The sequence below is a fragment of the Sphingobium terrigena genome, from assembly GCF_003591655.1.
Classification (GTDB): domain Bacteria; phylum Pseudomonadota; class Alphaproteobacteria; order Sphingomonadales; family Sphingomonadaceae; genus Sphingobium; species Sphingobium terrigena.
The window spans coordinates 171515-192906 of sequence record NZ_QVRA01000005.1; the positions used below are offsets into that span (position 1 = coordinate 171515).

General features: G+C 62.6%; 23 protein-coding genes. 12 read left to right on the plus strand and 11 right to left on the minus strand.

Translation table 11 applies throughout. The features are described from left to right. Positions 1-2: 2 nt before the first annotated feature. The 3 genes from D0Z70_RS07560 to D0Z70_RS07570 are packed head-to-tail and all read left to right on the plus strand — an operon-like array spanning position 3 to position 1158. Positions 3-377 carry a hypothetical protein gene (locus D0Z70_RS07560; protein WP_119744979.1) on the plus strand — a complete coding sequence of 125 codons (375 nt, stop codon included), beginning with the start codon at positions 3-5 and terminating at the stop codon, positions 375-377. Further along, positions 374-856: a nuclear transport factor 2 family protein gene (locus D0Z70_RS07565; protein ID WP_119744981.1), complete on the plus strand. Its 483-nt coding sequence runs from the start codon at positions 374-376 to the stop codon at positions 854-856. The genes D0Z70_RS07560 and D0Z70_RS07565 overlap by 4 nt, the downstream gene beginning before the upstream one ends. After that, on the plus strand, positions 853-1158 hold the full coding sequence (locus tag D0Z70_RS07570; RefSeq protein ID WP_119744983.1) for a non-heme iron oxygenase ferredoxin subunit: 306 nt from the start codon (positions 853-855) through the stop codon (positions 1156-1158). Before D0Z70_RS07565 ends, D0Z70_RS07570 begins: the two co-directional genes overlap by 4 nt. A 5-nt stretch (positions 1159-1163) precedes the next feature. Here D0Z70_RS07570 and D0Z70_RS07575 read toward each other — a convergent pair whose 3' ends face one another. Together D0Z70_RS07575 and D0Z70_RS07580 are read right to left on the minus strand one after the other, a co-directional pair. Next, the gene (locus tag D0Z70_RS07575; protein WP_239018847.1) at positions 1164-2195 is read right to left on the minus strand and encodes an AraC family transcriptional regulator; all 1032 of its coding nucleotides are present in this window, start codon (positions 2193-2195) and stop codon (positions 1164-1166) included. Between the two features lie 290 nt (positions 2196-2485). Beyond that, the gene (locus tag D0Z70_RS07580; protein ID WP_119744985.1) at positions 2486-3790 is read right to left on the minus strand and encodes an acetamidase/formamidase family protein; all 1305 of its coding nucleotides are present in this window, start codon (positions 3788-3790) and stop codon (positions 2486-2488) included. A gap of 293 nt (positions 3791-4083) precedes the next feature. Between D0Z70_RS07580 and D0Z70_RS07585 the strand changes: the two genes are divergently transcribed. Both D0Z70_RS07585 and D0Z70_RS07590 read left to right on the plus strand, forming a co-directional pair. After that, positions 4084-5166: an LLM class flavin-dependent oxidoreductase gene (locus tag D0Z70_RS07585; RefSeq protein ID WP_220475631.1), complete on the plus strand. Its 1083-nt coding sequence runs from the start codon at positions 4084-4086 to the stop codon at positions 5164-5166. A 158-nt stretch (positions 5167-5324) separates the two neighbouring features. Further along, positions 5325-6191 carry an NmrA family NAD(P)-binding protein gene (locus tag D0Z70_RS07590; RefSeq protein ID WP_182913884.1) on the plus strand — a complete coding sequence of 289 codons (867 nt, stop codon included), beginning with the start codon at positions 5325-5327 and terminating at the stop codon, positions 6189-6191. Between the two features lie 118 nt (positions 6192-6309). Here D0Z70_RS07590 and D0Z70_RS07595 read toward each other — a convergent pair whose 3' ends face one another. Together D0Z70_RS07595 and D0Z70_RS25645 are read right to left on the minus strand one after the other, a co-directional pair. Then, the gene (locus D0Z70_RS07595) at positions 6310-7065 is read right to left on the minus strand and encodes an aspartate/glutamate racemase family protein (protein ID WP_239018849.1); all 756 of its coding nucleotides are present in this window, start codon (positions 7063-7065) and stop codon (positions 6310-6312) included. Positions 7066-7076: 11 nt separating this feature from the next. Next, entirely contained in the window at positions 7077-9464 is a 2388-nt protein-coding gene (locus D0Z70_RS25645; protein WP_119744991.1) for a TonB-dependent receptor, read from the minus strand. Between the two features lie 275 nt (positions 9465-9739). Between D0Z70_RS25645 and D0Z70_RS07605 the strand changes: the two genes are divergently transcribed. Beyond that, on the plus strand, positions 9740-10027 hold the full coding sequence (locus D0Z70_RS07605) for a pyridoxal-dependent decarboxylase (RefSeq protein ID WP_182913885.1): 288 nt from the start codon (positions 9740-9742) through the stop codon (positions 10025-10027). A 273-nt stretch (positions 10028-10300) separates the two neighbouring features. Here D0Z70_RS07605 and D0Z70_RS07610 read toward each other — a convergent pair whose 3' ends face one another. After that, positions 10301-10909: a TetR/AcrR family transcriptional regulator gene (locus D0Z70_RS07610; protein ID WP_119744995.1), complete on the minus strand. Its 609-nt coding sequence runs from the start codon at positions 10907-10909 to the stop codon at positions 10301-10303. 86 nt (positions 10910-10995) lie between these two features. Here D0Z70_RS07610 and D0Z70_RS07615 point away from each other — a divergent pair, with 86 nt between their 5' ends. The 6 genes from D0Z70_RS07615 (at position 10996) to D0Z70_RS07640 (ending at position 15209) form a co-directional block, all read left to right on the plus strand. Next, entirely contained in the window at positions 10996-12012 is a 1017-nt protein-coding gene (locus D0Z70_RS07615; RefSeq protein WP_220475632.1) for a zinc-binding dehydrogenase, read from the plus strand. 37 nt (positions 12013-12049) lie between these two features. Next, on the plus strand, positions 12050-12436 hold the full coding sequence (locus D0Z70_RS07620; protein ID WP_119744997.1) for a DUF4267 domain-containing protein: 387 nt from the start codon (positions 12050-12052) through the stop codon (positions 12434-12436). A 155-nt stretch (positions 12437-12591) separates the two neighbouring features. Continuing rightward, positions 12592-13416, plus strand: a complete 825-nt coding sequence (locus D0Z70_RS07625; RefSeq protein ID WP_119744999.1) for an arginase family protein — start codon at positions 12592-12594, stop codon at positions 13414-13416. 248 nt (positions 13417-13664) lie between these two features. Then, on the plus strand, positions 13665-14414 hold the full coding sequence (locus D0Z70_RS07630) for a CPBP family intramembrane glutamic endopeptidase (RefSeq protein WP_182913886.1): 750 nt from the start codon (positions 13665-13667) through the stop codon (positions 14412-14414). A 28-nt stretch (positions 14415-14442) separates the two neighbouring features. Beyond that, on the plus strand, positions 14443-14907 hold the full coding sequence (locus D0Z70_RS07635) for a hypothetical protein (RefSeq protein WP_119745003.1): 465 nt from the start codon (positions 14443-14445) through the stop codon (positions 14905-14907). Continuing rightward, positions 14904-15209, plus strand: coding sequence for a transcriptional regulator (locus tag D0Z70_RS07640; protein WP_182913887.1), 306 nt, complete (start codon positions 14904-14906; stop codon positions 15207-15209). Before D0Z70_RS07635 ends, D0Z70_RS07640 begins: the two co-directional genes overlap by 4 nt. Before the next feature lie 282 nt (positions 15210-15491). Here D0Z70_RS07640 and D0Z70_RS07645 read toward each other — a convergent pair whose 3' ends face one another. Genes D0Z70_RS07645 through D0Z70_RS07670 form a run of 6 tightly spaced genes read right to left on the minus strand, consistent with a single transcriptional unit; the run spans position 15492 to position 21352 of the window. Further along, positions 15492-15908, minus strand: coding sequence for a hypothetical protein (locus tag D0Z70_RS07645; RefSeq protein ID WP_119745005.1), 417 nt, complete (start codon positions 15906-15908; stop codon positions 15492-15494). After that, the gene (locus tag D0Z70_RS07650) at positions 15905-16720 is read right to left on the minus strand and encodes a TonB family protein (RefSeq protein WP_239018850.1); all 816 of its coding nucleotides are present in this window, start codon (positions 16718-16720) and stop codon (positions 15905-15907) included. Before D0Z70_RS07650 ends, D0Z70_RS07645 begins: the two co-directional genes overlap by 4 nt. Next, the gene (locus tag D0Z70_RS07655; protein WP_119745007.1) at positions 16717-17025 is read right to left on the minus strand and encodes a hypothetical protein; all 309 of its coding nucleotides are present in this window, start codon (positions 17023-17025) and stop codon (positions 16717-16719) included. The genes D0Z70_RS07650 and D0Z70_RS07655 overlap by 4 nt, the downstream gene beginning before the upstream one ends. Then, the gene (locus tag D0Z70_RS07660; protein WP_119745009.1) at positions 17022-17312 is read right to left on the minus strand and encodes a DUF3325 domain-containing protein; all 291 of its coding nucleotides are present in this window, start codon (positions 17310-17312) and stop codon (positions 17022-17024) included. Before D0Z70_RS07660 ends, D0Z70_RS07655 begins: the two co-directional genes overlap by 4 nt. Beyond that, a complete protein-coding gene (locus D0Z70_RS07665) occupies positions 17309-18862 on the minus strand; it encodes a PepSY-associated TM helix domain-containing protein (protein ID WP_119745011.1) in 1554 nt (517 codons plus the stop codon). Before D0Z70_RS07665 ends, D0Z70_RS07660 begins: the two co-directional genes overlap by 4 nt. A gap of 18 nt (positions 18863-18880) precedes the next feature. Then, positions 18881-21352: a TonB-dependent receptor gene (locus tag D0Z70_RS07670; RefSeq protein WP_182913888.1), complete on the minus strand. Its 2472-nt coding sequence runs from the start codon at positions 21350-21352 to the stop codon at positions 18881-18883. Positions 21353-21392: the final 40 nt, after the last annotated feature.

Genomic DNA, 21392 nt, shown 5'->3' on the forward strand with positions numbered 1-21392 from the left:
GAATGACAATGAAGTCGTTGCCCGGCGCGTTCGCCGATCTGGCTCCCTATCTCGATTGGGCATTGCCCAGCGCGGACGAGCGGCAGGCGCATCGCCTGCAGGCCAGCCGCGAGCAACTGCAAGCCTTCTACGACGCCATCCTGCCCCGGATCGGAGCGATACTGGAGGTCATGGATGGTTATCCCCTTGGCGGGCTGCCCGAGGATCTCCACCCTCTGTATCACCTTGCCCTCTCGCTTACCGAAGTCGCGCCGCACATCGAGCTCTACGGCGGATCGCCCGGTGTTCCCTTCGCGTTCGAGGAGTCGCGCTTCGTCGCCGCCCACGGCGCCCAGGACACCGCGCTCGGCCTGCCGCCTGCCGCGTCCAGATCATGAGCGCGACGGTCGAGGAGCGGCTCGCGCTGCTAGAGGCGCGCGCGGAAATCACCGACCTAGTCGCGCGCTATGCGCTTGGCGCGGACCGGCGCAATGATCCGGCGATCATGGGACGGCTTTTTGCGGCGGACGCGAGCTGGTCGGCCGACGGCTTCGGGGTGCTGCGGGGACGCGAGGCGATCGCAGAGGGCCTCGCGGCAATCGCGGCCGAGAAAGTTCTCTGGTCGATCCATTTCATGGTCGCCCCGGTGATCGCGATCGCGACGGACGGACGGAGTGGGACCTGCCAATGGTATCTCTGGGAACTGTGCACGATGCAGGCCGAGGCAGGCCCGCAGGATCAATGGCTGGGCGGCTGGTACGACGGGACGGTCACCCTGACGGAGGACGGATGGAAGTTGCGGAGCGTGGTGCTGCACATCCGGGTCCAGGGCGAAATCGCGCCTGCCTTGTTCTTCAAAAAGCGGGCGGAGGGATGAGGGAACGGCTGTGCGCTTCGGGCGACCTGCCCGAAGGCGAGGTGATCCAGGTCGATCTTGGCGATGGCCGTATGCTCGCGGTCTACCGGCTGGAGGGAGACGTTTTCGCGACCGACGATCTGTGCAGCCATGGGGACGCATCGCTCGCCGACGGTTTCATCGAGAATGGGGAGATCGTCTGCCCCTATCATATGGGCCGCTTCGACATCCGTACCGGTGAGGCGACCGGCGCACCCTGTTCCGTCGCCATAGGAACCTATCGGGTCCAGGAGTGCGATGGCGAGATTGTCCTGATCTCCTGATCGCGTCAGGCCGAACGGAGTGTCTCCGACGGCCGCTCGCCATAGCGTTCATAATAGTCGTGCGCGAACTTACTCAGATGCGTGAAGCCGCAATTGAGCGCGACCTGTGTCACCGACAGGCCGCTCTCCGCCCCGCCCCGTAGCGCGGCGCGGGCGCGGGCAAGGCGGTAGTTCTTGAGATAGCCCATCGGCGTGGCGTCGCGAAAGCGGCGAAAGCCCGTGTGAAGCGAGCGGGCGCTGACGCCCGACACATCGATCAGATCGGTGAGGCTGATCGGGTCCTCGGCATGGGCGCGCACATATTCCTCGACACGGCGGACATAATAGGGCGCCGGGCCTGGAGTTGGCCCGTCGAACAGATCACTATGGTTGTGCGGCACCGCCGCGAGCAGCAGGCGTTTGAGTGTGTCCTCGATCGCTTCGCCCACGCGCGGATGGTCATAGCCGGGCAGACCGCGATTGAGATCGTCGCAGACCAGCCGGACCATATTGGTGAACGTCGCTGCAATACCCTCGACAGGCACCGGACGCGGCGAAAATATGAGCTCGCCGGGCCGAAAGCCGAGTTCCCGGACCAGCAGCGCCTGCAGATCGCTCTTCGGGATTTTGACGGTGAAGTGACGATAGCCCTCGGCAAAGGTCTGGCGGATGCGCGAGTCCGAGCCCAGCACGCACATTTCGCCTGGCCGCAGCAGGTGGGTCTGGTCGCCCTGGGTGATCGCGGCCAGTCCCGAGAGGGAGAATTGCACGAGGTAGATATGCTCCATCGGCGGGATACCGACGACGATCCGACCATAGGGATTTCCATAGTCTGTCGCATTGAAGGTCAGGGACCGCAGCGACGTCTGGTGATGCCGGAACAGGATCGGCGGCACCCCGCCTTCAATGTGCAGATGGTGACGGCAGAAGACCGAACTCATATGCGCATGCACCGCGTCGATGTCCGTCGTGACAAGCTTTGCACATTCCTCGAGCGGCAAGGCATTACCGTTCCACGCATCGACGTTCGATGCACAACCTTCTTGCAAGAGCATCATATCGCCGCCTCCCATGCCAAAGGCGAAGCCCGTGCCCGCCTGGATGAAGACCGTGTCAGGCAATCCCCTCTGAGAAAGATGTGCTGTTCTGCCATGAAGCTGCGCGATCCAACGATCGGCGCTAAGCCTAGCAGTGTCTCGTAAGCGCTGAACCTAATCAAGGATGAATTGCACGTCCGGGTCAACAAGCTCCTGGTCCGGCCTGTTATGGTGTTTGGACGGTGACGCTGGTCCGCCATGCGAAAATGCAATTGAGCGGTACTGTCAGATGTTGCCGCTCCAGGCATATGCTATGGATTGCCATATTGCGCGTCGACCAGGTGGGCGATGCCCATCCGCTGCAGGATCGCCCTGGGACAAAGGAAGGTTACGCGCACGACGCCAGGCAGCCGGCTGATTTCGATCGATCCAGCGATCGTCGCCCGGTTGAGAATCTCGTCATAGGGTAGCCCGGTAACTTTCGCGGCACGTTCAAGCCCGTTCTTCGTCGCATCGTTGAGGGTGACTCCCGAGCCGATGAAGGTGATCGGCCCGTTGTCCTCGATCGTCTTCTGGCCGTAGCGCGCGGCCAGCGCTTCCACGGCGCCGCGTTCCTTCGCGGTCAGCGGCTGGGCGAGCAGCGGCAGATCCTCCGGCACCTGGAGAAGGATGGGACCATCGATTGCAAGGCCCTTGATGACCTCGACTTCCAGCTCGACCTCTCCCGAGACGTCGGTCGCGTGGCCGGCAATCTCTCCATTGCCCTGCTGGGCATGCATGTCGCCCATGTAGATGCCGCCGCCGGGAATCTTCACCGGGCAGATCAGGACCGCGCCCTGCCGGACCGAGTTCGTGTCCATATGCCCATCGGTCTTGTGCTGTTCGAGTTCCTCCTGCGTCATGGCGTAATCGTGCGGCGCGCCGACCAGAAAGGAGCCGAAATCGCCGGCATTGTGCGAATCCGGCAGGTCACACGAGGGGCTGGTGCCGATATTGCCCAAGAATGGACGCATCCGCGCGGTCAGCCCGGCGATGTCGGCGCGGGCGAGCGAAAGGATCGAGTGCTGGCTGGAAAGGTCCGGGAGCGCGGCCATGATCTCGGCGTCGCCCGCGATCCCCTCGGCGATGTCCTTGTCGACGGTGAGCGAGACCGCGTTGTCACGGTCGAGTACGATCACATAACCGTTCGAGAAGCGGAAGGCGCTGACCTCCGCGCCGCATTTGTCGCAGCGCACCGCCTCGTCGCCGATGCCCTCGACACGGCTCGGTGGAGCGATCGCGCCGCAAGCCGAGCATTGCTTGGCGACGAAGGGATCGCCCAGATAGCGCCCCTCGACAAATTGCATGACCCCCGACGAAGTGGCCTGGGATGTCACGCGGACTGTCCTGAGCTTGATCGCGATCGCGTCACCGATCTCTGCGCCCTCGACCAGCACCGGCCGGGTCACTTCATGGCCGCCCTGGAATTTGGGCGTGATCATCGGCCCCCAGCATCCCGGCGGGGTTCCGCTGCGAATGGTGCCGCCGTCCTGCACGGTTCCGGCTGGCGCCATTCCAGGACCGACGATACCACCGCTATATTCGAAGACTTCGACAACAGGCTTGGCTTCGGACATGGTTGGAATTCCTGCAGGCTACGATCCGCCAAGGATTGCCAGCGGGCAGCCAACAGGGAAGAGCAATTGTACGCGAGCCGCGATAGCCCGCCATTATGCTGCGGAATCGTGAGATTATGTGCAGCGACGGGATAAGATCTTGTCCCGCGTCGATGGTAAGCACATCGGGCGCCCGGACATTGATGCAAACGAAGGCTCAGGTTCGCAGTGGGAGGATAGTGTGATCCGGCAATGACGGATAGCATGCCGGTAGACCAGAACGGGGGAAACGGATGGGCTATCCACCCAATCGCATGACAGGATCTAAACGGTTCAAGCTTGGAACATTCTCTTCCAATTGCTCGGGCGGCATGTCGATTACGACGGTGCCTGAGAAATGGCGCGCGAGCTGGGACAATAATCTGGCTCTGGCGCGCATGCTGGATGCGGCGGGCATGGATTTCATGCTGCCGGTGGCGCGCTGGATCGGCTGGGGCGGCGAGAGCGGCTTTCATGGCGAGGTCCTCGAAACCCTGACCTGGGCCGCCGGGCTCCTTGCGGCCACCCAGAACATAAGCGTCATCGCGACGGTCCACGCGGCCGCGTTCAATCCGGTCGTGCTCGCCAAGCAAATGGCGACGATCGACCAAATCGGTCACGGCCGCTCAGGTATCAATATCGTCGCGGGCTGGAACAAGCCGGAGTTCGAGGCGCTCGGCCTGAGCCTGCCGGACGATCATGCGGTGCGCTACGCCTATGCGCAGGAATGGTTCGAGATCGTTCGACGCCTGTGGACGAGCGAGGACCCGTTCGATTTCGATGGCGAGTTCTTCACGCTCAAGGCCGTCCATGGGTCGCCACTGCCGTTTGACGGACCACCCCCGGTCCTGAATGCCGCAGGCTCCGGGATCGGTCGCCAGTTCGCCACCCGGAACGCCGATTTCCTCTTCACGCCCGCCATCGATCTGGATCGCTCGAAGGAGGAGATCGCCGAGTTGAAGGCGCTCGCCAACACCGCGGGCCGATCGGTCGATGTCCTGACATTTTCGCATGTGGTGTGCCGCCCGACAACGAAGGAGGCGGAGGACTATGTCCAGTATTTCGGCTATGAGCATCGCGACGACTACACGCTCGATCGCGTCATCGAGATGCAGTTTGCGCACGCGCAGTCCTTTCCCCACGATCTGCTGACGCTGATCCGCAACCGCTTTGCCGTCGGTCATGGCGGCTATCCGCTGATCGGCACGCCGGAGCAGGTCGCCGATGGCATCTGCGCGATCCATGAGGCCGGGTTCGGTGGCACAACCTTGTCGTTCGTCGATTATGTCGCCGAATTCCCTTATTTCCGCGACACGGTACTGCCGCTCCTCGACGCCCGCGGATTGCGACCGGCCTAGTCAAGCGCCCTGGGAAAGCCGGAAAGGCGGTTGCGCCAGGCGGAGCGACACGACCCCGTTGCCTGCGGCCTGTGCATCAACGGCCGGCGCGCAGGGGCTTCAGGACCATCAAGGGGCATATGAACCATTTGGCCGGAACATCAGAAAGGAAGTCGGAAATGACAGCGTCTCTGGTCACCGTGTTCGGCGCGACGGGTCTTGCCGGCGGCGCGGTCGCCCGCTCTTTCGCGAAGGCGGGGTGGACGGTTCAGGCCGCCACGCGCGACACGGAAAGCGAACAGGCCCGTGCGCTTGCAGCGTCGGGGATCGTGCCGGTCTATGCCGACCTCGATGAGCGGGCCAGCATCCGACAGGCGATCGAAGGCTCGGCAGTCGTCTACCTCTCGGGGCCGTCCCTGACCAATCGGTGGGATGTCGGCCAGGCGGTGCAAGGCATCAACGTCTGCGACGCGGTGGCGGAGGTTGCGACACCACATTTCATCTACCAGTCCGCCATGGTTCGCGAAGCGCGCGGCGTATTGGGCTTTGGTTCAAAGCGTGCGATCGAGGAGCGGATCGCGGAACTGGGTATCTCCGCAACCATAAGCCGACCCGGCATATTCATGGACATTTTCCTCGAACGGTTTCCCGTGCGTCGAACGAACGAAGGATATGAGCTCGTTTTTCCCCTGCCGGCCGATTGCCTACTCGACCTGATCGCGGTGGAGGATGTCGGCCGCGCCGCGGTTGCGGTCGCCACGGATCCGGACAAGCATGTCGGGCAGACATATGAACTTGTCGGTGACAATATCTCCTTTCGCGATATCGCCCGAACCCTCACCGAGCAGCTGGGCGCGCCGGTCAAAGCCGTGTCCCTTCCTGTCGAGCAATTGGCGCAGGCCTGGCCACAGGGCGAGGGATTGTTCCGGTGGTTCGCGTCCGCAAGGACGCTCGCCTCCCCGGATGAGGGCCAGGCGCTCGTCGGATCGATGCAGGACTTCCGGACTTGGGCGATCATGCATGGGGACGCGCTGTCGCGCTTCTGATTCAGTGCCTGTCCGCGATAGGGCTTCCACCCGGACCGAACCGTCAGCGAGCGCAACCCTGATCCGATCCAGATTTTTGTGACCATCGACCCGAGGGTCAGGCCCTGCCCGCAGCCGATCAGGTGTCAAACAGCGGAGGAATGGGGGCGAACAGCCCGTCATTGACGACGCCGGGAGACGGCCATGCGAGCTTGCTATGGCTGATGCCGATATCGAGCATCGTCTCGCACGCCTTATACGCGGCGACACCCGGATTGACGACAGGGCATGGGAGAACCGACACGAGATGGCTGTGCGATTGATACATGGTGGTGGAGCCAAGCACGATCACGTCGGCCCCGTCCTCTTCGATAGCGGCGCGGGCCTGCTGCTCCAGCCTGGCGAAGACGATCTCCTCCTTGCCGGCCAGCAATTCCTTGGTGTTCGGTTCGACGTCGATGTGCCGCACCGAGGCGAAGCGCGAGGACAGGCCGTATCTGGCGATCTTCTCGCGCACCATCTGCGCCCAGGGCGCCCACATCGTGACCACCGAGAAGCGATGGCCGATCTGGGTGGCCAGTGCGAACGCGGATTGAGCCGAACCGATCACAGGAATGGAAAGACGGGATCGCAGGGCGGCAACGCCGCTGTCGCTCATCGAGAAGCTGCATATGGCCGAATAGCCTTCTTCCTCCGCCCGGCATCCCGCATCGAGCACGAAGGCATCGGCGAGCGTCGTTTCATAGTCGCTGTCCAGCCATGCCGCCCCGGACCGGCATCCGGCAAAGTCTATCTGTATGTCCGGCCGACGCAGCGATGCCGGAATCTGCGCGGCGAAGTTGGCGATCGCCTCAGCGGGAAGCGGCACCGGCAGGATCATTTTCAGGCGCTTCACGCTGCTCCCCTTCAGTAGGTGTAGGCGAATTTGAGATTCCACCAGCGCGGCGTACCGTAGCTTTCTTCATTGCATCCGCACAGAGTCGCCAGATTGTAGGTCACCGTGCGATACCGCTTGTCGAAGATGTTATCGACGCCGACGCCGATCCTGTAATGGCTGTCGTCGCTCAGCCAGTAGATATGCGCATTGGCGAGAAAGTAGCTTTTGATCGTGTCCGCGTCGAAATTGCGGATATTGCCGTAGACCTTCGAACGCCAACTGGCGTCACCGCCGATGCTGACGGCGCCGCCGCCGACGTCGGCGGGGATCGTATAGGCGATCTGTCCGGCGACCTGCGTGGTCGGCGTGAAGGTCGGCTTGACGTCGCGCGTGAGGCCCGGCGCGATCGACATGTCCTTCACTTTGGCGTCGAGAACGGAGATGCCGAGCCCAAGATGCATGCCCTCGATCGGGCGCGCGTTGAGCGAGAGTTCCGCGCCATAGGTGCGGGCATCATTGTTGCTCACGATTCCCGAGACATTCGCGAAGGTGAACGCCTGATAGTCCCTATAATCGTAATAATAGACGGAGCCGTTCAGCGTCAGCCTGTTCTGGGCAAGGGTCAGTTTGAAGCCGCCCTCATAGGACATCAGGGTTTCCGGCTTGTAGGGAATCTGGCCCGGCGTCAGCACCGTGCCGTCGGGCAGAGCGGCATTATAGGCGCCACCCTTCACGCCGCGGTTGACACCGAAATAGAGCAACGTGTCGCGGTTGGGGCGATATTCGATCTGCGCCTTGCCGGCCCACATCGTCTTGCTGCGCCGATCCGAGAATGGAGTTTGCAGGGGAAAGAGGGGGGAACCCGTGATGTCGAACGCATAGTCGTTGACGTTGTTGTACGCCAGCGACGAGAAGGCATAGTTCTGCTTCTCATGGATCAGGCGACCGCCAAGGACGAACGTCCATTGCGGCACGAATTCATATTCGACGTTCGCGAAGGCGGAGTAGGAATTCGTCTTCAGCACGATGTCGTTGACCAGATCGATCCCGGACGCCTCGAAGCCCGGAAAGCTGGCAGCGAAAATCGAGTTGCTCGGGGCGGCGAAGCCATTGTTCACATGGGAGTTGATATGGAGATAATAGGCGCCGGTCACCCAGCGCAGGCCCTCCCGTCCGCCCGAAAGCCGGACTTCCTGTGAAAAGCTCTTTTGCAGGCTGTCCGAGATGAAGTTGATCAGATTCTCGGCGCCGGCATCGACGTCGGTGCCGTTGAACTTGTCGAAGCGGCGATAGTTGCTGATCGCGACCAATTCCGCGCCGCCGAAATCATAGGCGATATGCAGAGCGCTGTCATAGCTGGTCATATGATTGAGGTCGTCGAGCGCCCAGTCCTTCGAGATATTGAGGCTCCTAGCGCTTGGCGCGACGAACCCGAACAGGTCGCCCCCAGGGGACGGGCGGGTAGCGGTCGTCGGCAAGCCGCCCAGCGCGACATTCTCGCCATTGGGGCCGATGGCGATGCGTGTCTCGTTCGCATCGGCGAAGAGGACGTTCACCAGGCGTTGCTGGTCGTCATAGACGGCGATGGTCGACACCGCGTTATAGGGGTTCTCGCCGAACCGCGTGCGGGCGACCGAGCCGGTCAGGCGGATCGTCAGATCCTCGGTCGGCTTGAACTGGATCTGTCCGCGCACCGCCAGCGTGTCGTCGTTCCACAGATCCTCGCCATAGTCGGGTCGTGGCGGGGTCGATCCGAGCGGCGTGCCGAGGCCTGCGGAATAAATATTCTTCAGGATCGGGTCGAACCGATTGTAGAGGCCCGACAGACGAAACTGCACCTTCTCGCTCAGCGGAATGCCGATCGCGCCCTCGACGCGCACATGGTTGAAGCGGCCATAGGTCATGTCTAGATAGCCGTCTGGCTCGTCGCCCGGCTTCTTCGGCACGAAATGAACGAGGCCGCCTGTCGCGTTGCGGCCGAACAGCGTGCCCTGCGGACCTTTCAGCACCTCCACCCGGTCGAGATCGAAGGTGCCGAAGATCTGGCCGTTGAGATTGGGGATATAGGTTTCGTCGACATAGACGGCGACGGGAGCCTCGATGGCATCACTGAAATCGTTCTGCGTCACGCCGCGGATGGAAAACTGCGAATTCTGGCCGCCCGCACTAGCTGAGATCGACACGCCTGGCGTGAGGCGGGCAATATCGACGGACGAACCGACGCCCATCTCCCGCAGCGCGTTACCGCTGTAAGCGGCTATGGCGATGCCGACATCCTGGATGTTCTGGTCGCGCCGCTGCGCAGTGACGATGATTTCTCCGTCGCTTTGCGCCTGCTGAGCAAAGGCGGACGTGAAGGATCCGGAAGAGGCGATGGCAATGCTGCCAAGAAGAAATCGTTTCTTTATATGTTTCATGCTGTCTTCCCCCTCAATAATACTGGAAAACTCCCTGGTTCTGCGATGAATCTCCTTTGGTCGCGGCTTACCGCGCCAACATGTGTCCCCGCCCGCCAAATGGGCGGGCCAGGATGGTCTTCATCTGAATGGCGATTGTTCCAGATCGGAGGGGACATCGATCATCGATTTCCGCAGTCATTCGCCTCTGAGCGCAGGAAACAGACCCCTTTGTGAGGCCCGCTGGTCTGCCGGGGATGGATCGACAATGGTCGGGGCTGGCCGCCAAATCGGCAATGCGGAGCAAAGACTGGATCCCCGAATTCTCTCCCTCGGCGCAGGGCGTTGAGGTTTGGGTGGCGCTACGAAGCCTCGGGCGAAAAGGCGGTGCCAATCTGGTCGACCGATGCTCCCGCCTGGCACGCCTGTTCGTCGACGAATTGCAGGCGGCGGGCTTCGAGATTCTCAATGACGTGGTGCTCAATCAAGTCGTGACAACTCTACCTGGGCGGGAAGCGCGGATGCCGGAGATCGCGGCCAAGCTTCGGGCCAGCGGCGAGGCATGGTTCGGGCCGACCAGATGATGCGGGGTGGATGCTATCCGGCTCAGCGTATCTTCCTGAGTCACGCCGGAGGGAGATGTGCATCGCACGGTCACGGCGATCAGGGCGGCAGCCTCATGATGCCTCCACTCTTTAGACCCTGTTTGAGAAAAGCACCGGCCACCAAAATGCGCACCTTCGCGCATTTTTCAAACGGGCTCTTAGCGCTCTTGGACTGTGGGCAGAGGGGGTAAGGTGACGACCCCGATGGGCTTGTAGCCTTGAGTAGCTACGCGACGACGCAATCGAAGCCGATCAATCAACCACCGGCCAGGCTGCCATCGCCGTGTCCGCCATGTGCAGCAGCCTTTCGCGGCAAGCGCCGTCGCAGGCGAGCACCGACATGCCCTCGACCACCGCGCTGAAGAAATCGGTCAGCGCCTGCGGCGAGACATCCTTACCGAGTTCTCCCTCCCTGCGGGCGCGCTCGATCCGCAGATGTACCGCCTTGGCCGAGAGCCGGCGAAGTTCGGCCGTGGCCTCTTCGATCACCCTGTTCTCGCCTGCGCAGCGCAGCGCGCCAACGCCCACCATGCAGCCCGGAGGCAGGTCCGGTTGGGTGAACGCCTTGGCCGCGCTCCGCAGCATCGCATGGACGCCTTCCTTGGCGCTGGCGCTCTCTTGCAGGCGTTCGATGCCGAGGCGACCCAGGGAGAGATAGAACCGCACGGCCTCGCGATAGAGCGCCTCCTTGGACCCGAAGGCGACATAGAGGCTTGCCGGCGCGATCCCCATCGCCGTCGCAAGCTGGGCGACGGGCACGCCGTCATAACCATGCCGCCAGAACAGCAGCATCGCCGTCTTCAGGGCTTCGTCACGGTCGAATGCGCGGGGTCGTCCGCGCGGTCTCTGGCTGTCCGTCATTTTTTGAGTGATCCGAAAACAATTCTTGTCAGGGAGGCGTTTGAATGTTTTTATAGTGCTTCGAAAATAATTCACGAGGCCGTCGAATGGAAGCCCTCGAAATGCATGTGTCCAAGGCGGGCGACGCGGGCGTTCTCCAGCCGCGACAGGTCATCTTGCCGCCGCCTGGGCCGAGTCAGGTGCGGGTGAAGATCGAAGCCGCTGGCGTCGCCTATGCCGATATCGTCATGCGACGCGGGCTTTATTCCAGCGCTAAACCGCCGGTGACACCGGGCTATGACTTCGTTGGCAGGGTGGAGGCGGTCGGAGCCGAGGGTTCCGCATTCCAGATCGGACAGCGCGTCGCTGGCGTCACCGTGTCCGGCTCCTATGCGGATCGTCGCAACGTCGAGGCCCGCTGGCTCGTGCCCGCGCCGGAAGAAGCCGATGCCGCTGCATTGGCTGCCGTCGTGCTCAACGGCGTCACCGCTTGGCAGATGCTGCATCGGGTCGCGCAGGCAGGGGCGGACGAATGGATTCTTGTCCATGGTGCAGCCGGCGGCGTCGGAAGTCTGCTGCTCGATTTCGCCCGCCTTGCCGGGATAAAGGCGATTGGCGCGGCGTCGCGCGGCAAGCACGATACCGTGCAAAGCCGGGGCGGCGTGGCACTGGACTATCAGGCCGAAGATGTGGCGGCCCGCGCACGGGCCATCAGCGGTGGCGGCGTCGTGGCGGCTTTCGATCACATCGGCGGGCGGCATTTCAGGAAAGTCTCGCTACTAGCCCTCAAGCCGACCGGCGTTGGCGTCCTCTATGGCGGCTATGACGCGACGCGGGGCGGCAAGGTCCACCCGCTCGCCATCGCCGACATGATGTTGAACAGCCGCTTTTCCGCCTTTGCCCTGTTCGGCAAGAGCCAGAGTGTCGCGACCTACGCCATCCCTGCTTGGCGCGATTTGCGCGCGCAAATCTATCGGGACGATCTCGCAACCGTGCTCAAGCTCGTGGCCGAAGGCGCAATTTCACCGCTCGTCGGCGAAGTCCTGCCGCTGCGCGACGCCGCAAAGGCCCATCGCGCGATGGAGAGCCGGTCGGTGAGCGGGAAGATCGTGCTCATCCCATAGCAGCCTATGTTCACACTCAACATACGGAGAAATCCAGATGCCTATCCTCAATATCGCGACTTACAGCCTCACCCTGTTGCTCCTCCTGGCCCAAGCGGCTCTCGCGTTGCGAGGCATTTTCGATCCCGCCGCCGGAGCGCTGGGCTTTGGGCCGGCAGCCGATAGCAAGGCGGCGGAATTCTATCACGCAGTCTATCGCGACCGGAATCTGGTGATCTCGGCGATCGGCATTCTGCTCCTTGTCTTCGGCATGTGGCGCGCGCTTGAGATTGTCTTCACGGTAGGCATCACGTTGCCGCTCTACGACATCATCGCGCTGAAGATGGCCGGCGTTCCCGTGCTGCCGGTGCATTACATCACGCTCGTTGTGCTCATCGTGCTCGCCGGATTGATTATCGCGCGCGCCATACAAGCGCCGGTGTAGCTGGCTTTCCGACCTTGCGCTGTGGACTTCCGGCCTGTTCTCTGCTGCACGACGTGAAAGCGTGTCCGCCTCCGGGCCGGTGCCGTGTCCTTACCCTTCGGCACGGCCAATTTCGCCGGAAAGGATCGGCCGTCAGGAATACAACGGTGCAGCTTATGGACGTGATGATCTATGCAGCCAATGCCGGTGACAGAAATGAACGGGGGATGCTGGGGGCGTTAAGCCTCGGAGCCGAAATTGCCCATCGGCTCGATGCGGAAGCGCGGACAATCGGTTCGCCCGTCGCCATTGTCGAGGGCGGCTGGGTCGATCAGTTGAAGGCCGCAACACCCACTCTTCGTCTTCTGGCGCGCCGCGTCGCCGAACAACTCGGGGACAGTGGCTCATTCATTCTCACGATGGGCCGTTGCGCCGCCGGCATCGCCACGCTGCCGCCGGTCGCGAGCCGCTATCCCGACGCCGCGATCGTCTGGTTCGACGCGCATGGGGATTGCAACGTCCCGACCGAGGACGGGGCCATGCGCTATCTTGGCGGCATGGTCATATCCGGGGCCGCTGGCGAATGGGATACGGGCTTCGGCCACGGCGTCGATCTGGCGAATGTCATCCTTGTCGGCGCGCGCGACCTCGATCCGCCCGAGCTGGAACGGATCGATGCCGGCCAGATTGGACTGGTTCCGGTCGGGCCTGACCTTGGCCGGCGGCTCGCACGGGCAATCAGGGGGCGGCGGGTGTACGTCCACCTCGATTGCGATGTCCTCGACGCCGGGTTGCTGGCAACGGAATATCAGTCGCCAAACGGCCTGTCATATGCCGACCTGCGCGAAGCGTTTGAAATCCTCGCCGAACATGACGTGCTGGGGCTTGAGATCGCGGAATATGAAGCCAGCTGGCCCGATGGCCGACCAAACCCGCCCGACCGGCTGATCGACGCCATCTCGCCCGTGGCTGAAGCCATCCGTTCCCGTTGGAACTCATGATTTAGGGGCAGCTGTCCCGCCCCGAGCGCGCAGGGGTGTTTACCGCTCTTCGTAAACCGAGACGCGCGGCGGCGGATAGTTCGGGGCGGCCAAGATACACTCCGCCCGGTTCCGAAAGACCGCGACCTTGGTGCGGGAACACGCGCTACCGAGCCACCGGCATCATTTTCCAGCCTGGAAAATCATTACTTGCCAGATCGGAAAGTAATGTTATGTCTTTCCATATTGGAAAGCGATGGAGGCTGCTTGTGCCGCATGCTCTGCTTCTGCTCCTTGTGCTCGTTGTGCTGGCATGGTGGGCCTTTGCCGACGCTCGTGCCTATCGCGCCTTTTGCCTGGTCGATGACAGCGCAAGGCGGCGCGCCTTCTACCGGCAATGGACCCTGACATCCTTCGTCCTGTTCGGACTGGGCGGGTTGGTGCTGCTTGCGGCTACCGGCTCGCTGGGCGATCTCTGGCGGATGCCCTCCGAATTCGCGCAGCTTGCGCCAGCGTCCGCCATAGCAGAGGCTGGCGCCGGAGGCGGAGCGGACTATGTCATCGGCGTGCTGATAGGCATTGGTGCAATGCTTGCTCTTTCGGTGCTTCTCTGGGCTCTTCAGATTCGCAAGATGACGCTGCCCGCGATCGGCGACATCGAACCGCTGCTTCCTCGCAATGGAGCCGAGATCGTCGCCGCGCTGCCGATGGCGATCAATGCGGGCTTTTCCGAGGAACTGTTTTTCCGTCTCGCCCTACCGTTGCTGGCAACCCGGGTTACCGGGTCGGCATTAGCGGGGTTCGCGATCGCCACCGGCGCCTTCGCACTCGCCCATTGGTATCAAGGCTGGAAGGGAATGCTGGTCGTGCTCGAGATTGGTGCCGGGTTCGCGTGGCTTTATCTCTCCAGTGGCTCGCTGCTGCAGCCGATCCTGGTCCATGTGCTGGTCGATCTGATCGCCCTTGTGGTCCGCCCGGCCATTGCATTGCGATGGCACGCACAGATAGCCCCAAACTGATGGCCCGTATCCTTCCGAGGAGGTTCGCATGACCAGTGAACTATTGAACCCCGAAGAGGCTCGCGCAGCACTCGACGGCATCGCCGACATACGGCGCGAACTGGCGTTGAAGGCGACCGACTGCCCGTTCTGGCGTCATGCCGTCTTCGCTGCCATCATGGCCGTCATGGTGTTCGCGTCCGGTCTGAATCTGTTGCCGCAGGCCGCGCTGAGCATTGCCGGATTGGCAGGGGTCGCCTGGGTCGCCATGGACGACCGGCGCCGCTACGGCATGTTCATCAACGGCTATCGCAAGGGACGGACGCTGCCCGTCTCTCTGGCCCTGCTCGCGGCGACGCTCGGCGCGGTGGCGTTCGAATATCATGCGCGTTTCGCCGGTCTGTCTCTCACGGTGAAGCTCGCGATCGCGGGAATCGCTTTCCTTGTGGCGCTGGAGGCGAGTTATGCCTGGAATCGCGCCTATCGCCACGAACTGCTCGATGCCGCCGCATGAGCGTGGACGGAATCGACATGGTGCTGCACCCGCCGAGCAGGCTGCAGATCGCCGCACTGCTCGCCAAGGTCAGCGAGTTGGAGTTTGCCAAGCTGCGTGAACTGACAAAAGTCAGCGATTCAGTGCTGTCAAAACATCTCACCGCCTTGGGGGACGCAGGCTATGTGCGCCTCCGCAAGGCGGCAGTCGGAGGTCGCCAACGCACCTGGGCGTCACTGACATCGGCAGGCAAGCGGGCCCTTGACCGCCACGTCGCTGCTCTGCGTGCGCTCGTTGCCCATCTCCCGGCAGCGGCGGAATAGGAAGTCAGTCGGACAGGGCGCTTTGCTACTCGACAAGACAAGCTACACCGGCTCGGCGCCACGGCAACTGACGCGTTGACGGTCTCAGGCCCCGTTCGGATTGCTGCGCCCAGCCGCTGCGCAGTCTCGCTGGCCTCCCGTTGGTTCGTCACTCAGCGCATCGGGCAACGGAGCGGCCCGGATTCGGGCGAGCGAGGCAAGCAGATCGGATTCGGCCTCATAGCATCCTTCTTGCGGACACCAGGCTTTTTCGCATTCGGTTCGACCTTCATCTGTTCGTAGTCAGACGGTCATGCCGTTCTCCGCCTGGCCGGTGCATGAGGCGATCGGCGAAGGCGAGAGGTGCAACCGCACGCCCAGGGCGTCGAGCGTGCCCGCGCAATGCACCACGGTCATGGTCAGAGAAGGATCGGGATGGAAGGATTGCCGGTAGCTCGCGATCCGCTGCGCCAGCGCCAGCCAGCCCAGCAGGGTGAGTTCACCGGGGCTGAGATACGGCGTTCCGGGCCGGTGGATCACCAGCACATTGCGGGTAGCGAGATCGCGCAGCCTGGCGAATTGCATTGCGGGCATGGCGTCGCGCCCTTCCTCTGCTTCGCCCCGGATCAGGTGAATGACCCGCTGCTCGACCAACGAGCGGCGGCGCAGCACCAGTCTTGCGGGACGTGGAGCGCTGGCGGAGGTCGTCGCTCGATTCATCGCCGTGCCGCGCTCAAGAAATATTCGACCGGGACCATCAGCTCGAGCGTGTCGCCGGGTTTGTCGTCGGGCGGTTTGGGCAGCGGCGATGCCCGTTTTGCGAGCGCAACCGCTTCCCGGTCCAGTTCCGGGAAACCGCAGGACCGTTCCAGCCGTACCGACAGCACCTTGCCGTCGCGGTCCATGACGAAGCGGATATAGGGCACGCCCTGTTCCCGCCGCGCCATCGCCGCACGGGGATAGCGGCGTTGCTTCTGCAAGGCGGCCAGAACGCGGCCTTCCCAAGCGTCCGGGCCGTTGCTCGCTACCTGCGGAGCCGGCGGCGCGGGCACGGTTTTGGGCGCGGCCGTCTCCGGCTCCACCGGGCCGGGATCGACGGGTTTGGGCGTCACGACCGGGATCGGCACGGAGACCTCCGAGATCGGAACGAGGGTGCGTTCGACCGGCTGAACCTTTGGCGGCTGGGGTTGCTTCTCCTTCTTCTCGACCGGCCTCGGCGCTTCCTTTTCCTCCGGTGGGGTTTCTTGCGGTGAAGCTGGCAGGGTCACGTCGAACACGCTCAAGGCCGGCTTTGCGGGCGGCGCGGTATAGGTGTGCCATGTGAGCAAGGCGCCGCCGAGGACCAAGAGCGCGATCACCGAGACGCCGCCCATGCCGAACAACCGCGTGCCGAGGCTCATGGGTTGATCGGCATAGCGCGTCGGTTGCCGGACAGGTTCCGGCGTAGGCGCAGGAGGCATGTCCGCTGCCGCACTGTCATCCGGCACGGCCTCGCGCTCGGCGCGCTGGGGCTGTGGCGTGATCAGGGTCATCCTTTCGCCCCCGGCAACATCAGCATCACCGCAAGACCTGTCGGAACGGCGAAGGCCAGCAGCCAACCCCAGGCGCGGGCCGCGCTGCGGACGTGGAATGCCGCCATCGCGATGGCGGCGAAAATCGCAAAGCTCGCCAGCGTCGCGGCTGTCACGGCTTCCACACGATCCATGCCGATCAGGGCGAGCAGCAGCGACAGGGCCACGGTGACGAGCGAGGTCAGGCCATAGCCCCCCAACGTGCCCGCCAAGGTGCGGAAGGCAACCGACCAGCGCCCGCGTGCCTGTTCGCTCAGGCGCATCATGGCCGGACCTTCCGTCTGAACCGGTCGCGATTGGTGTTGACGACAACGACCAGCGCGGCCGCCACGGTCAACCATCCGAACCAGGCCACCGCGCCATAAGCCCACCCACGGCCGGACCCCGCCACGACGAAGGCGAGCGCCAGCATCGTGAAGCCCGAGAGGCGTAAGGCGCGGCGCTGCATGGGAAACAGCTTGCGGCCAAGCCAATCCTGCTGATGGCGGGGCATGGCGAGCAGCAGCAGGGCGAGGCCGCCCAGCGACACCAGGAAGGTTGCGATATGGATCATAGTACCTCCAGCAGTGCGCGCGTCTTGCGGCGGGTTGCCGCCTTTGGCTTGTGAGCCGCGACCTTCCATGCCGCGAGCGTGAAGGCCGCGGCCGTCGCCAGCATCATGAGGTCGAAGCCAACAAATAGCCAATCGCGGGCGATCAGGCTGGAGATCAGACCGCGCTCCGTGGTGAAGGCGCTGACGATCGGCACCAGCGCATAGAGGATCGCGCAGACGGCCAGCGCCTCGATCCATGCGTGCCTGGCCGGGCGCGCGATCGTCCAGACGAACAGGCCGCCCCAGGCGATGAACAGGCTGTTGATCTCCCAATCGGCGCGATGATCGAGACCGCCAGCCAACAGCCGGTTGGCGAGGAAATAGACCGCGATTCCGGCGGGAGCGCCAGCGATCACGCCAATGTTCAGCCGCTCGACCAACCGAAAACCGAAATGCGGGTGAGCCGGATCGGCCAGCTTCGCGCGGCGCTTGACCGTCCAGAGGACAAGGCCGCTTGCGATCATCACCGTGCCACCCGCACCGGACAGGAAATAGAGCCAGCGCAGCGCCGGATTGGCAAAGCGTCCCGCATGAAGGCCGATCATCACGCCGGCGGTGGCCGATGCCGGCCCTGGTTGGGGCGGCCGTTGCAGAATCTCGCCGGTAACGCCGCTCAAATAGAGCGTGCCATATTCATAGCGGATTTGATCGGGAAGCAGCTGTATCTCGACAATGGCGGCCGCGTCGCCGGGGTTCCTGATCGTGACGTAGCCGGGCGTGAAACCGTCCCTTGCAGTGTGGGCACGTTCGACCAATTCACCTAGCGGCGCTGACGGCGCGGCTATCCCGCTCGCCTTGCTCTGCGGTCCCGATGGCAGAGCGGCTTCGGCAAAGGTTTCCGGGTCCGGGAAATTGGCGCTGATCGCCCAGGGCATCGCCATGAACAGCAGTGTCGCCAACCCGGTATAGGTAATCATCAGATGGAACGGCAGCGCCAGGACGCCGGTCACATTGTGCGTGTCGAGCCAGCTTCGCTGTCCCTTGCCAAGCCGCAGCAGGAAGAAATCGGCGAAGATCTTCTTGTGCGTGACGACGCCGGACAGCAGCGTCACCAGCATCGCCAGCGCGGCCAGGATCACCAGATAACGTCCCAGCCACCATGGCATATAGTGCAACTCATAGTGAAAATTGTAGAGGAACCCGCCGCCCTCCGTGTCGCGCAAGACGACCTCGCGCCCGCTGACCGGATCGAGCGTTGCACCGCCGCCTTTCCCTGCGCTCCCTTCGCGTGGCTCCCAGGAAACCCACAACCCACTACCTCCGTGCAAGGGTGGCAGGGCCAGGCTCCAGCTTGCCGCATCGGGAGCACGAGCGGCCAGGAAGCGTGACGCATTATCGAGCGCCGCGTCCTTTACCTCGCCGCGCCCAAGCTCCGGCCGCATCCATTCCGAAATCTCCCGCTGGAAATAGGCTGTAGTGCCGAACAGGAAGATGATGAACATCAGCCATCCCGGCACCAGCCCGGCCCAGCTATGGAGCGATGCCATCGACTGGCGGAAGCCCGGCTTCATCTCGGCCTCCTGCCACGATCAGAAATCGAACGTCGCCGACAGCAGGAATGTTCGCGGCTGCGAAACCGTCAACGCACCGAAGGGATACCAGTAGTCGCTGCCAGCGACGTTCTGGACATCGAAACGGACGGTTATCGGTCGATCATCCCAAGCCTTGAAGGCATAGCGCGCGCCAAGGTCAACCCGTGTGGCGGAAGGAAGCACTTGCGTGTTGGCGGCGTCGTAGAACGACTTGCCGGTGTGGTTGACGCGCCCGGTCAGGGTGAACCCGGACAAGGGCGTGTCCCATTCGCCGCTGAGCGCGAAATTGACGGTCGGCGTGCCTACCGGCCTGTTTCCGTCATAAGCGCCATCCTGGGTTTTCTTCAATTCCGGGTCCATGAGCATGACGCCGCCCTGCAACCGCACGCCTTTTACCGGCTCCCCGAAGACATTGATCTCGATGCCGCGATTGATCTGTTTCCCATCCAGAGTCAGCGTCGGCAAAGAGGTTCCCGGGACCGAGATGTAACCCGGAACGGTGATCTCGAAGGCGCTGATGGTAGTGGCCAGCATGCCCCAGTCGGCCTTGATGCCGACCTCATGCTGCTTGTACCTGTTGGGTGGGAATGTTTCGCCGGCGTTGGCATATTCGACACCAGCAATCTCGCCGCCCTCCAGACCTTCGATATAGCTTGTGTAGAGCGAGATATTCTTAAGTGGCTTGACCACCAGCGCATAGATCGGGGTCCAAGCTTTGGCGTCACCAACCTCCTGACGACGCGCGCCAATTGTCAATTGCACGCGCTCTTCCAGGACCGAAACGGTATCCGCGATACCCACGCCAGATTGATTGGTCGTAGCAATATATTCTGCCGGATATATTATCGCTCCCTGATCCGGGACATTCGATTTTTCATAGATATTGGTTTCAAAAGAGGCATAGTCATAATTGCCGGAGAAATAATATTTGTGCGTGAATTTCGTGAAATCGAAATTCAGCTTGTGGTGGAGCGGCCCGGTGTCGAATTCTGACCTGATTCCAGCTTGCCACGTGTAAATTATCGTCTTCTCATGCTCTGCGAAGGCCGAGCCATTCGCATCGCCATCTATATTATATATTGATGAAATGAATCCATATTCGGACCATTCATTGTTGCTGGTCGCGAATGAAGCAAAGGCCGTTACATTGTCGATTATATCGACTTCTCCCTGGACCATCCCATATTTTGTCTTTCTATCCTGATAGGTCCAGGGCGGGGAATAGTTGCTGCTCGATTCAGGGGCGCGCGGAACCGGAACGCCGCTGTCCACAAAGAGAAACCGCCTCACTCCGTCTATTCTTGCATCGTCATAGCCCAAATCGGCAGTGAGGCGCACCCGTTCACTCCGATAATCCAGCCCGAGGCTCGCCATGCCGAGCTTCTCGCTGTTATGCTCGAGTGCGGTGTCGCCGGCGCGATATCTCCCGTTGAAGCGGAGGCCGAACTCCTTGTTTTCACCAAAGCGGCGGCCGAAATCGAGATGTCCTCCGAACTCCGCGTCGGAGGCGTAGGTTGTCGTAAGCCGGGTTATCGGCTCATCCGGCGCGCGTTTCGTCACGAGATTGATCGTGCCGCCCACGGTGTTGCCCGTTGGCCCCGTCCCGTGCAAGAACGCACTCGGCCCTTTCAGCACGTCGACCCGCTCTAAACTCTCGGGGGCGACGCCCAATATGCCGTAGACCCCGTTGACCGTGGCGCGTCCGTTGTTGGTGCCGTTGTTGGTGAAACCACGAATGGTGACTTCCTCGAAGGCGCCGCTGCGATAGCTGTCAATGGTGACCGAAGGATCGTTGGTCAGCAGGTCCACGATCGACTGGGTTTGCTGGTTTTCGATGAGCTTCGACGTGTAGCTGCTCTGGTTGAACGGCGCGTCCATGAAGTCGCGATTGCCGAGAACACCGAGCCGCCCACCGCGCGCGACCAGCCCTCCGGCATAAGCTTCGGGTTGGTTGCCGATCACCGCTTGTGGCGGGACATAGGCGCCAGCTTCTCCGCTGGCTCCCTCGACCCGGACAGGGCCGAGCTGGATCGCGCCTTCCGCCGATCGCGGGGCCGCTTCCAGCGTGAAGATGTTCGCCCCTGTCTGGCGGAAGGTCACGCCCGAGCCGGCGAGCAGCCGGGAAAGACCTTCCGCCACGCCATATTGTCCTTGCAGCCCAGCCGAACTGCGGCCCTGGGTCAGGGCGGCGTCATAGAGGATTTGCGCGCCGCTCTGCTCGGCGAAGCTGTTGATCGTATCGGCGAGCGAACCGGCTGGAATGTTGTAGCTGCGTGCCGCCTGCGCTGCTGCCGGGCTGGGAATGGCAAGAACGGCCGTTGCAAGGCCCGTGGTAGTGAGAAGGAGCGCACCCAGTGCGGAACGCCATGGGCGGGCATGGGTGGTTTGGCTGGACTTTGAAATCACGCTGGTGGTTCCCCCGACTGCTGTAATGACGCGGGCACTTTCGCTAATGCGAATTGCCCTCATTAAGACAGACTGTCGGGGTCGCGATTTGGAAACCTTGCGC

Excerpts from the sequence above, each read along its gene's own strand:
- D0Z70_RS07560 (WP_119744979.1), top strand. The coding sequence starts at position 3 with ATGACAATGAAGTCGTTGCCCGGCGCGTTCGCCGATCTGGCTCCCTAT.
- D0Z70_RS07565 (WP_119744981.1), top strand. The coding sequence starts at position 374 with ATGAGCGCGACGGTCGAGGAGCGGCTCGCGCTGCTAGAGGCGCGCGCG.
- D0Z70_RS07570 (WP_119744983.1), top strand. The coding sequence starts at position 853 with ATGAGGGAACGGCTGTGCGCTTCGGGCGACCTGCCCGAAGGCGAGGTG.
- D0Z70_RS07575 (WP_239018847.1), bottom strand. The coding sequence starts at position 2,195 with ATGATGCTCTTGCAAGAAGGTTGTGCATCGAACGTCGATGCGTGGAAC.
- D0Z70_RS07580 (WP_119744985.1), bottom strand. The coding sequence starts at position 3,790 with ATGTCCGAAGCCAAGCCTGTTGTCGAAGTCTTCGAATATAGCGGTGGT.
- D0Z70_RS07585 (WP_220475631.1), top strand. The coding sequence starts at position 4,084 with ATGACAGGATCTAAACGGTTCAAGCTTGGAACATTCTCTTCCAATTGC.
- D0Z70_RS07590 (WP_182913884.1), top strand. The coding sequence starts at position 5,325 with ATGACAGCGTCTCTGGTCACCGTGTTCGGCGCGACGGGTCTTGCCGGC.
- D0Z70_RS25645 (WP_119744991.1), bottom strand. The coding sequence starts at position 9,464 with ATGAAACATATAAAGAAACGATTTCTTCTTGGCAGCATTGCCATCGCC.
- D0Z70_RS07605 (WP_182913885.1), top strand. The coding sequence starts at position 9,740 with ATGCGGAGCAAAGACTGGATCCCCGAATTCTCTCCCTCGGCGCAGGGC.
- D0Z70_RS07610 (WP_119744995.1), bottom strand. The coding sequence starts at position 10,909 with ATGACGGACAGCCAGAGACCGCGCGGACGACCCCGCGCATTCGACCGT.
- D0Z70_RS07615 (WP_220475632.1), top strand. The coding sequence starts at position 10,996 with ATGGAAGCCCTCGAAATGCATGTGTCCAAGGCGGGCGACGCGGGCGTT.
- D0Z70_RS07620 (WP_119744997.1), top strand. The coding sequence starts at position 12,050 with ATGCCTATCCTCAATATCGCGACTTACAGCCTCACCCTGTTGCTCCTC.
- D0Z70_RS07625 (WP_119744999.1), top strand. The coding sequence starts at position 12,592 with ATGGACGTGATGATCTATGCAGCCAATGCCGGTGACAGAAATGAACGG.
- D0Z70_RS07635 (WP_119745003.1), top strand. The coding sequence starts at position 14,443 with ATGACCAGTGAACTATTGAACCCCGAAGAGGCTCGCGCAGCACTCGAC.
- D0Z70_RS07640 (WP_182913887.1), top strand. The coding sequence starts at position 14,904 with ATGAGCGTGGACGGAATCGACATGGTGCTGCACCCGCCGAGCAGGCTG.
- D0Z70_RS07645 (WP_119745005.1), bottom strand. The coding sequence starts at position 15,908 with ATGAATCGAGCGACGACCTCCGCCAGCGCTCCACGTCCCGCAAGACTG.
- D0Z70_RS07650 (WP_239018850.1), bottom strand. The coding sequence starts at position 16,720 with ATGACCCTGATCACGCCACAGCCCCAGCGCGCCGAGCGCGAGGCCGTG.
- D0Z70_RS07655 (WP_119745007.1), bottom strand. The coding sequence starts at position 17,025 with ATGATGCGCCTGAGCGAACAGGCACGCGGGCGCTGGTCGGTTGCCTTC.
- D0Z70_RS07660 (WP_119745009.1), bottom strand. The coding sequence starts at position 17,312 with ATGATCCATATCGCAACCTTCCTGGTGTCGCTGGGCGGCCTCGCCCTG.
- D0Z70_RS07665 (WP_119745011.1), bottom strand. The coding sequence starts at position 18,862 with ATGAAGCCGGGCTTCCGCCAGTCGATGGCATCGCTCCATAGCTGGGCC.
- D0Z70_RS07670 (WP_182913888.1), bottom strand. The coding sequence starts at position 21,352 with ATGAGGGCAATTCGCATTAGCGAAAGTGCCCGCGTCATTACAGCAGTC.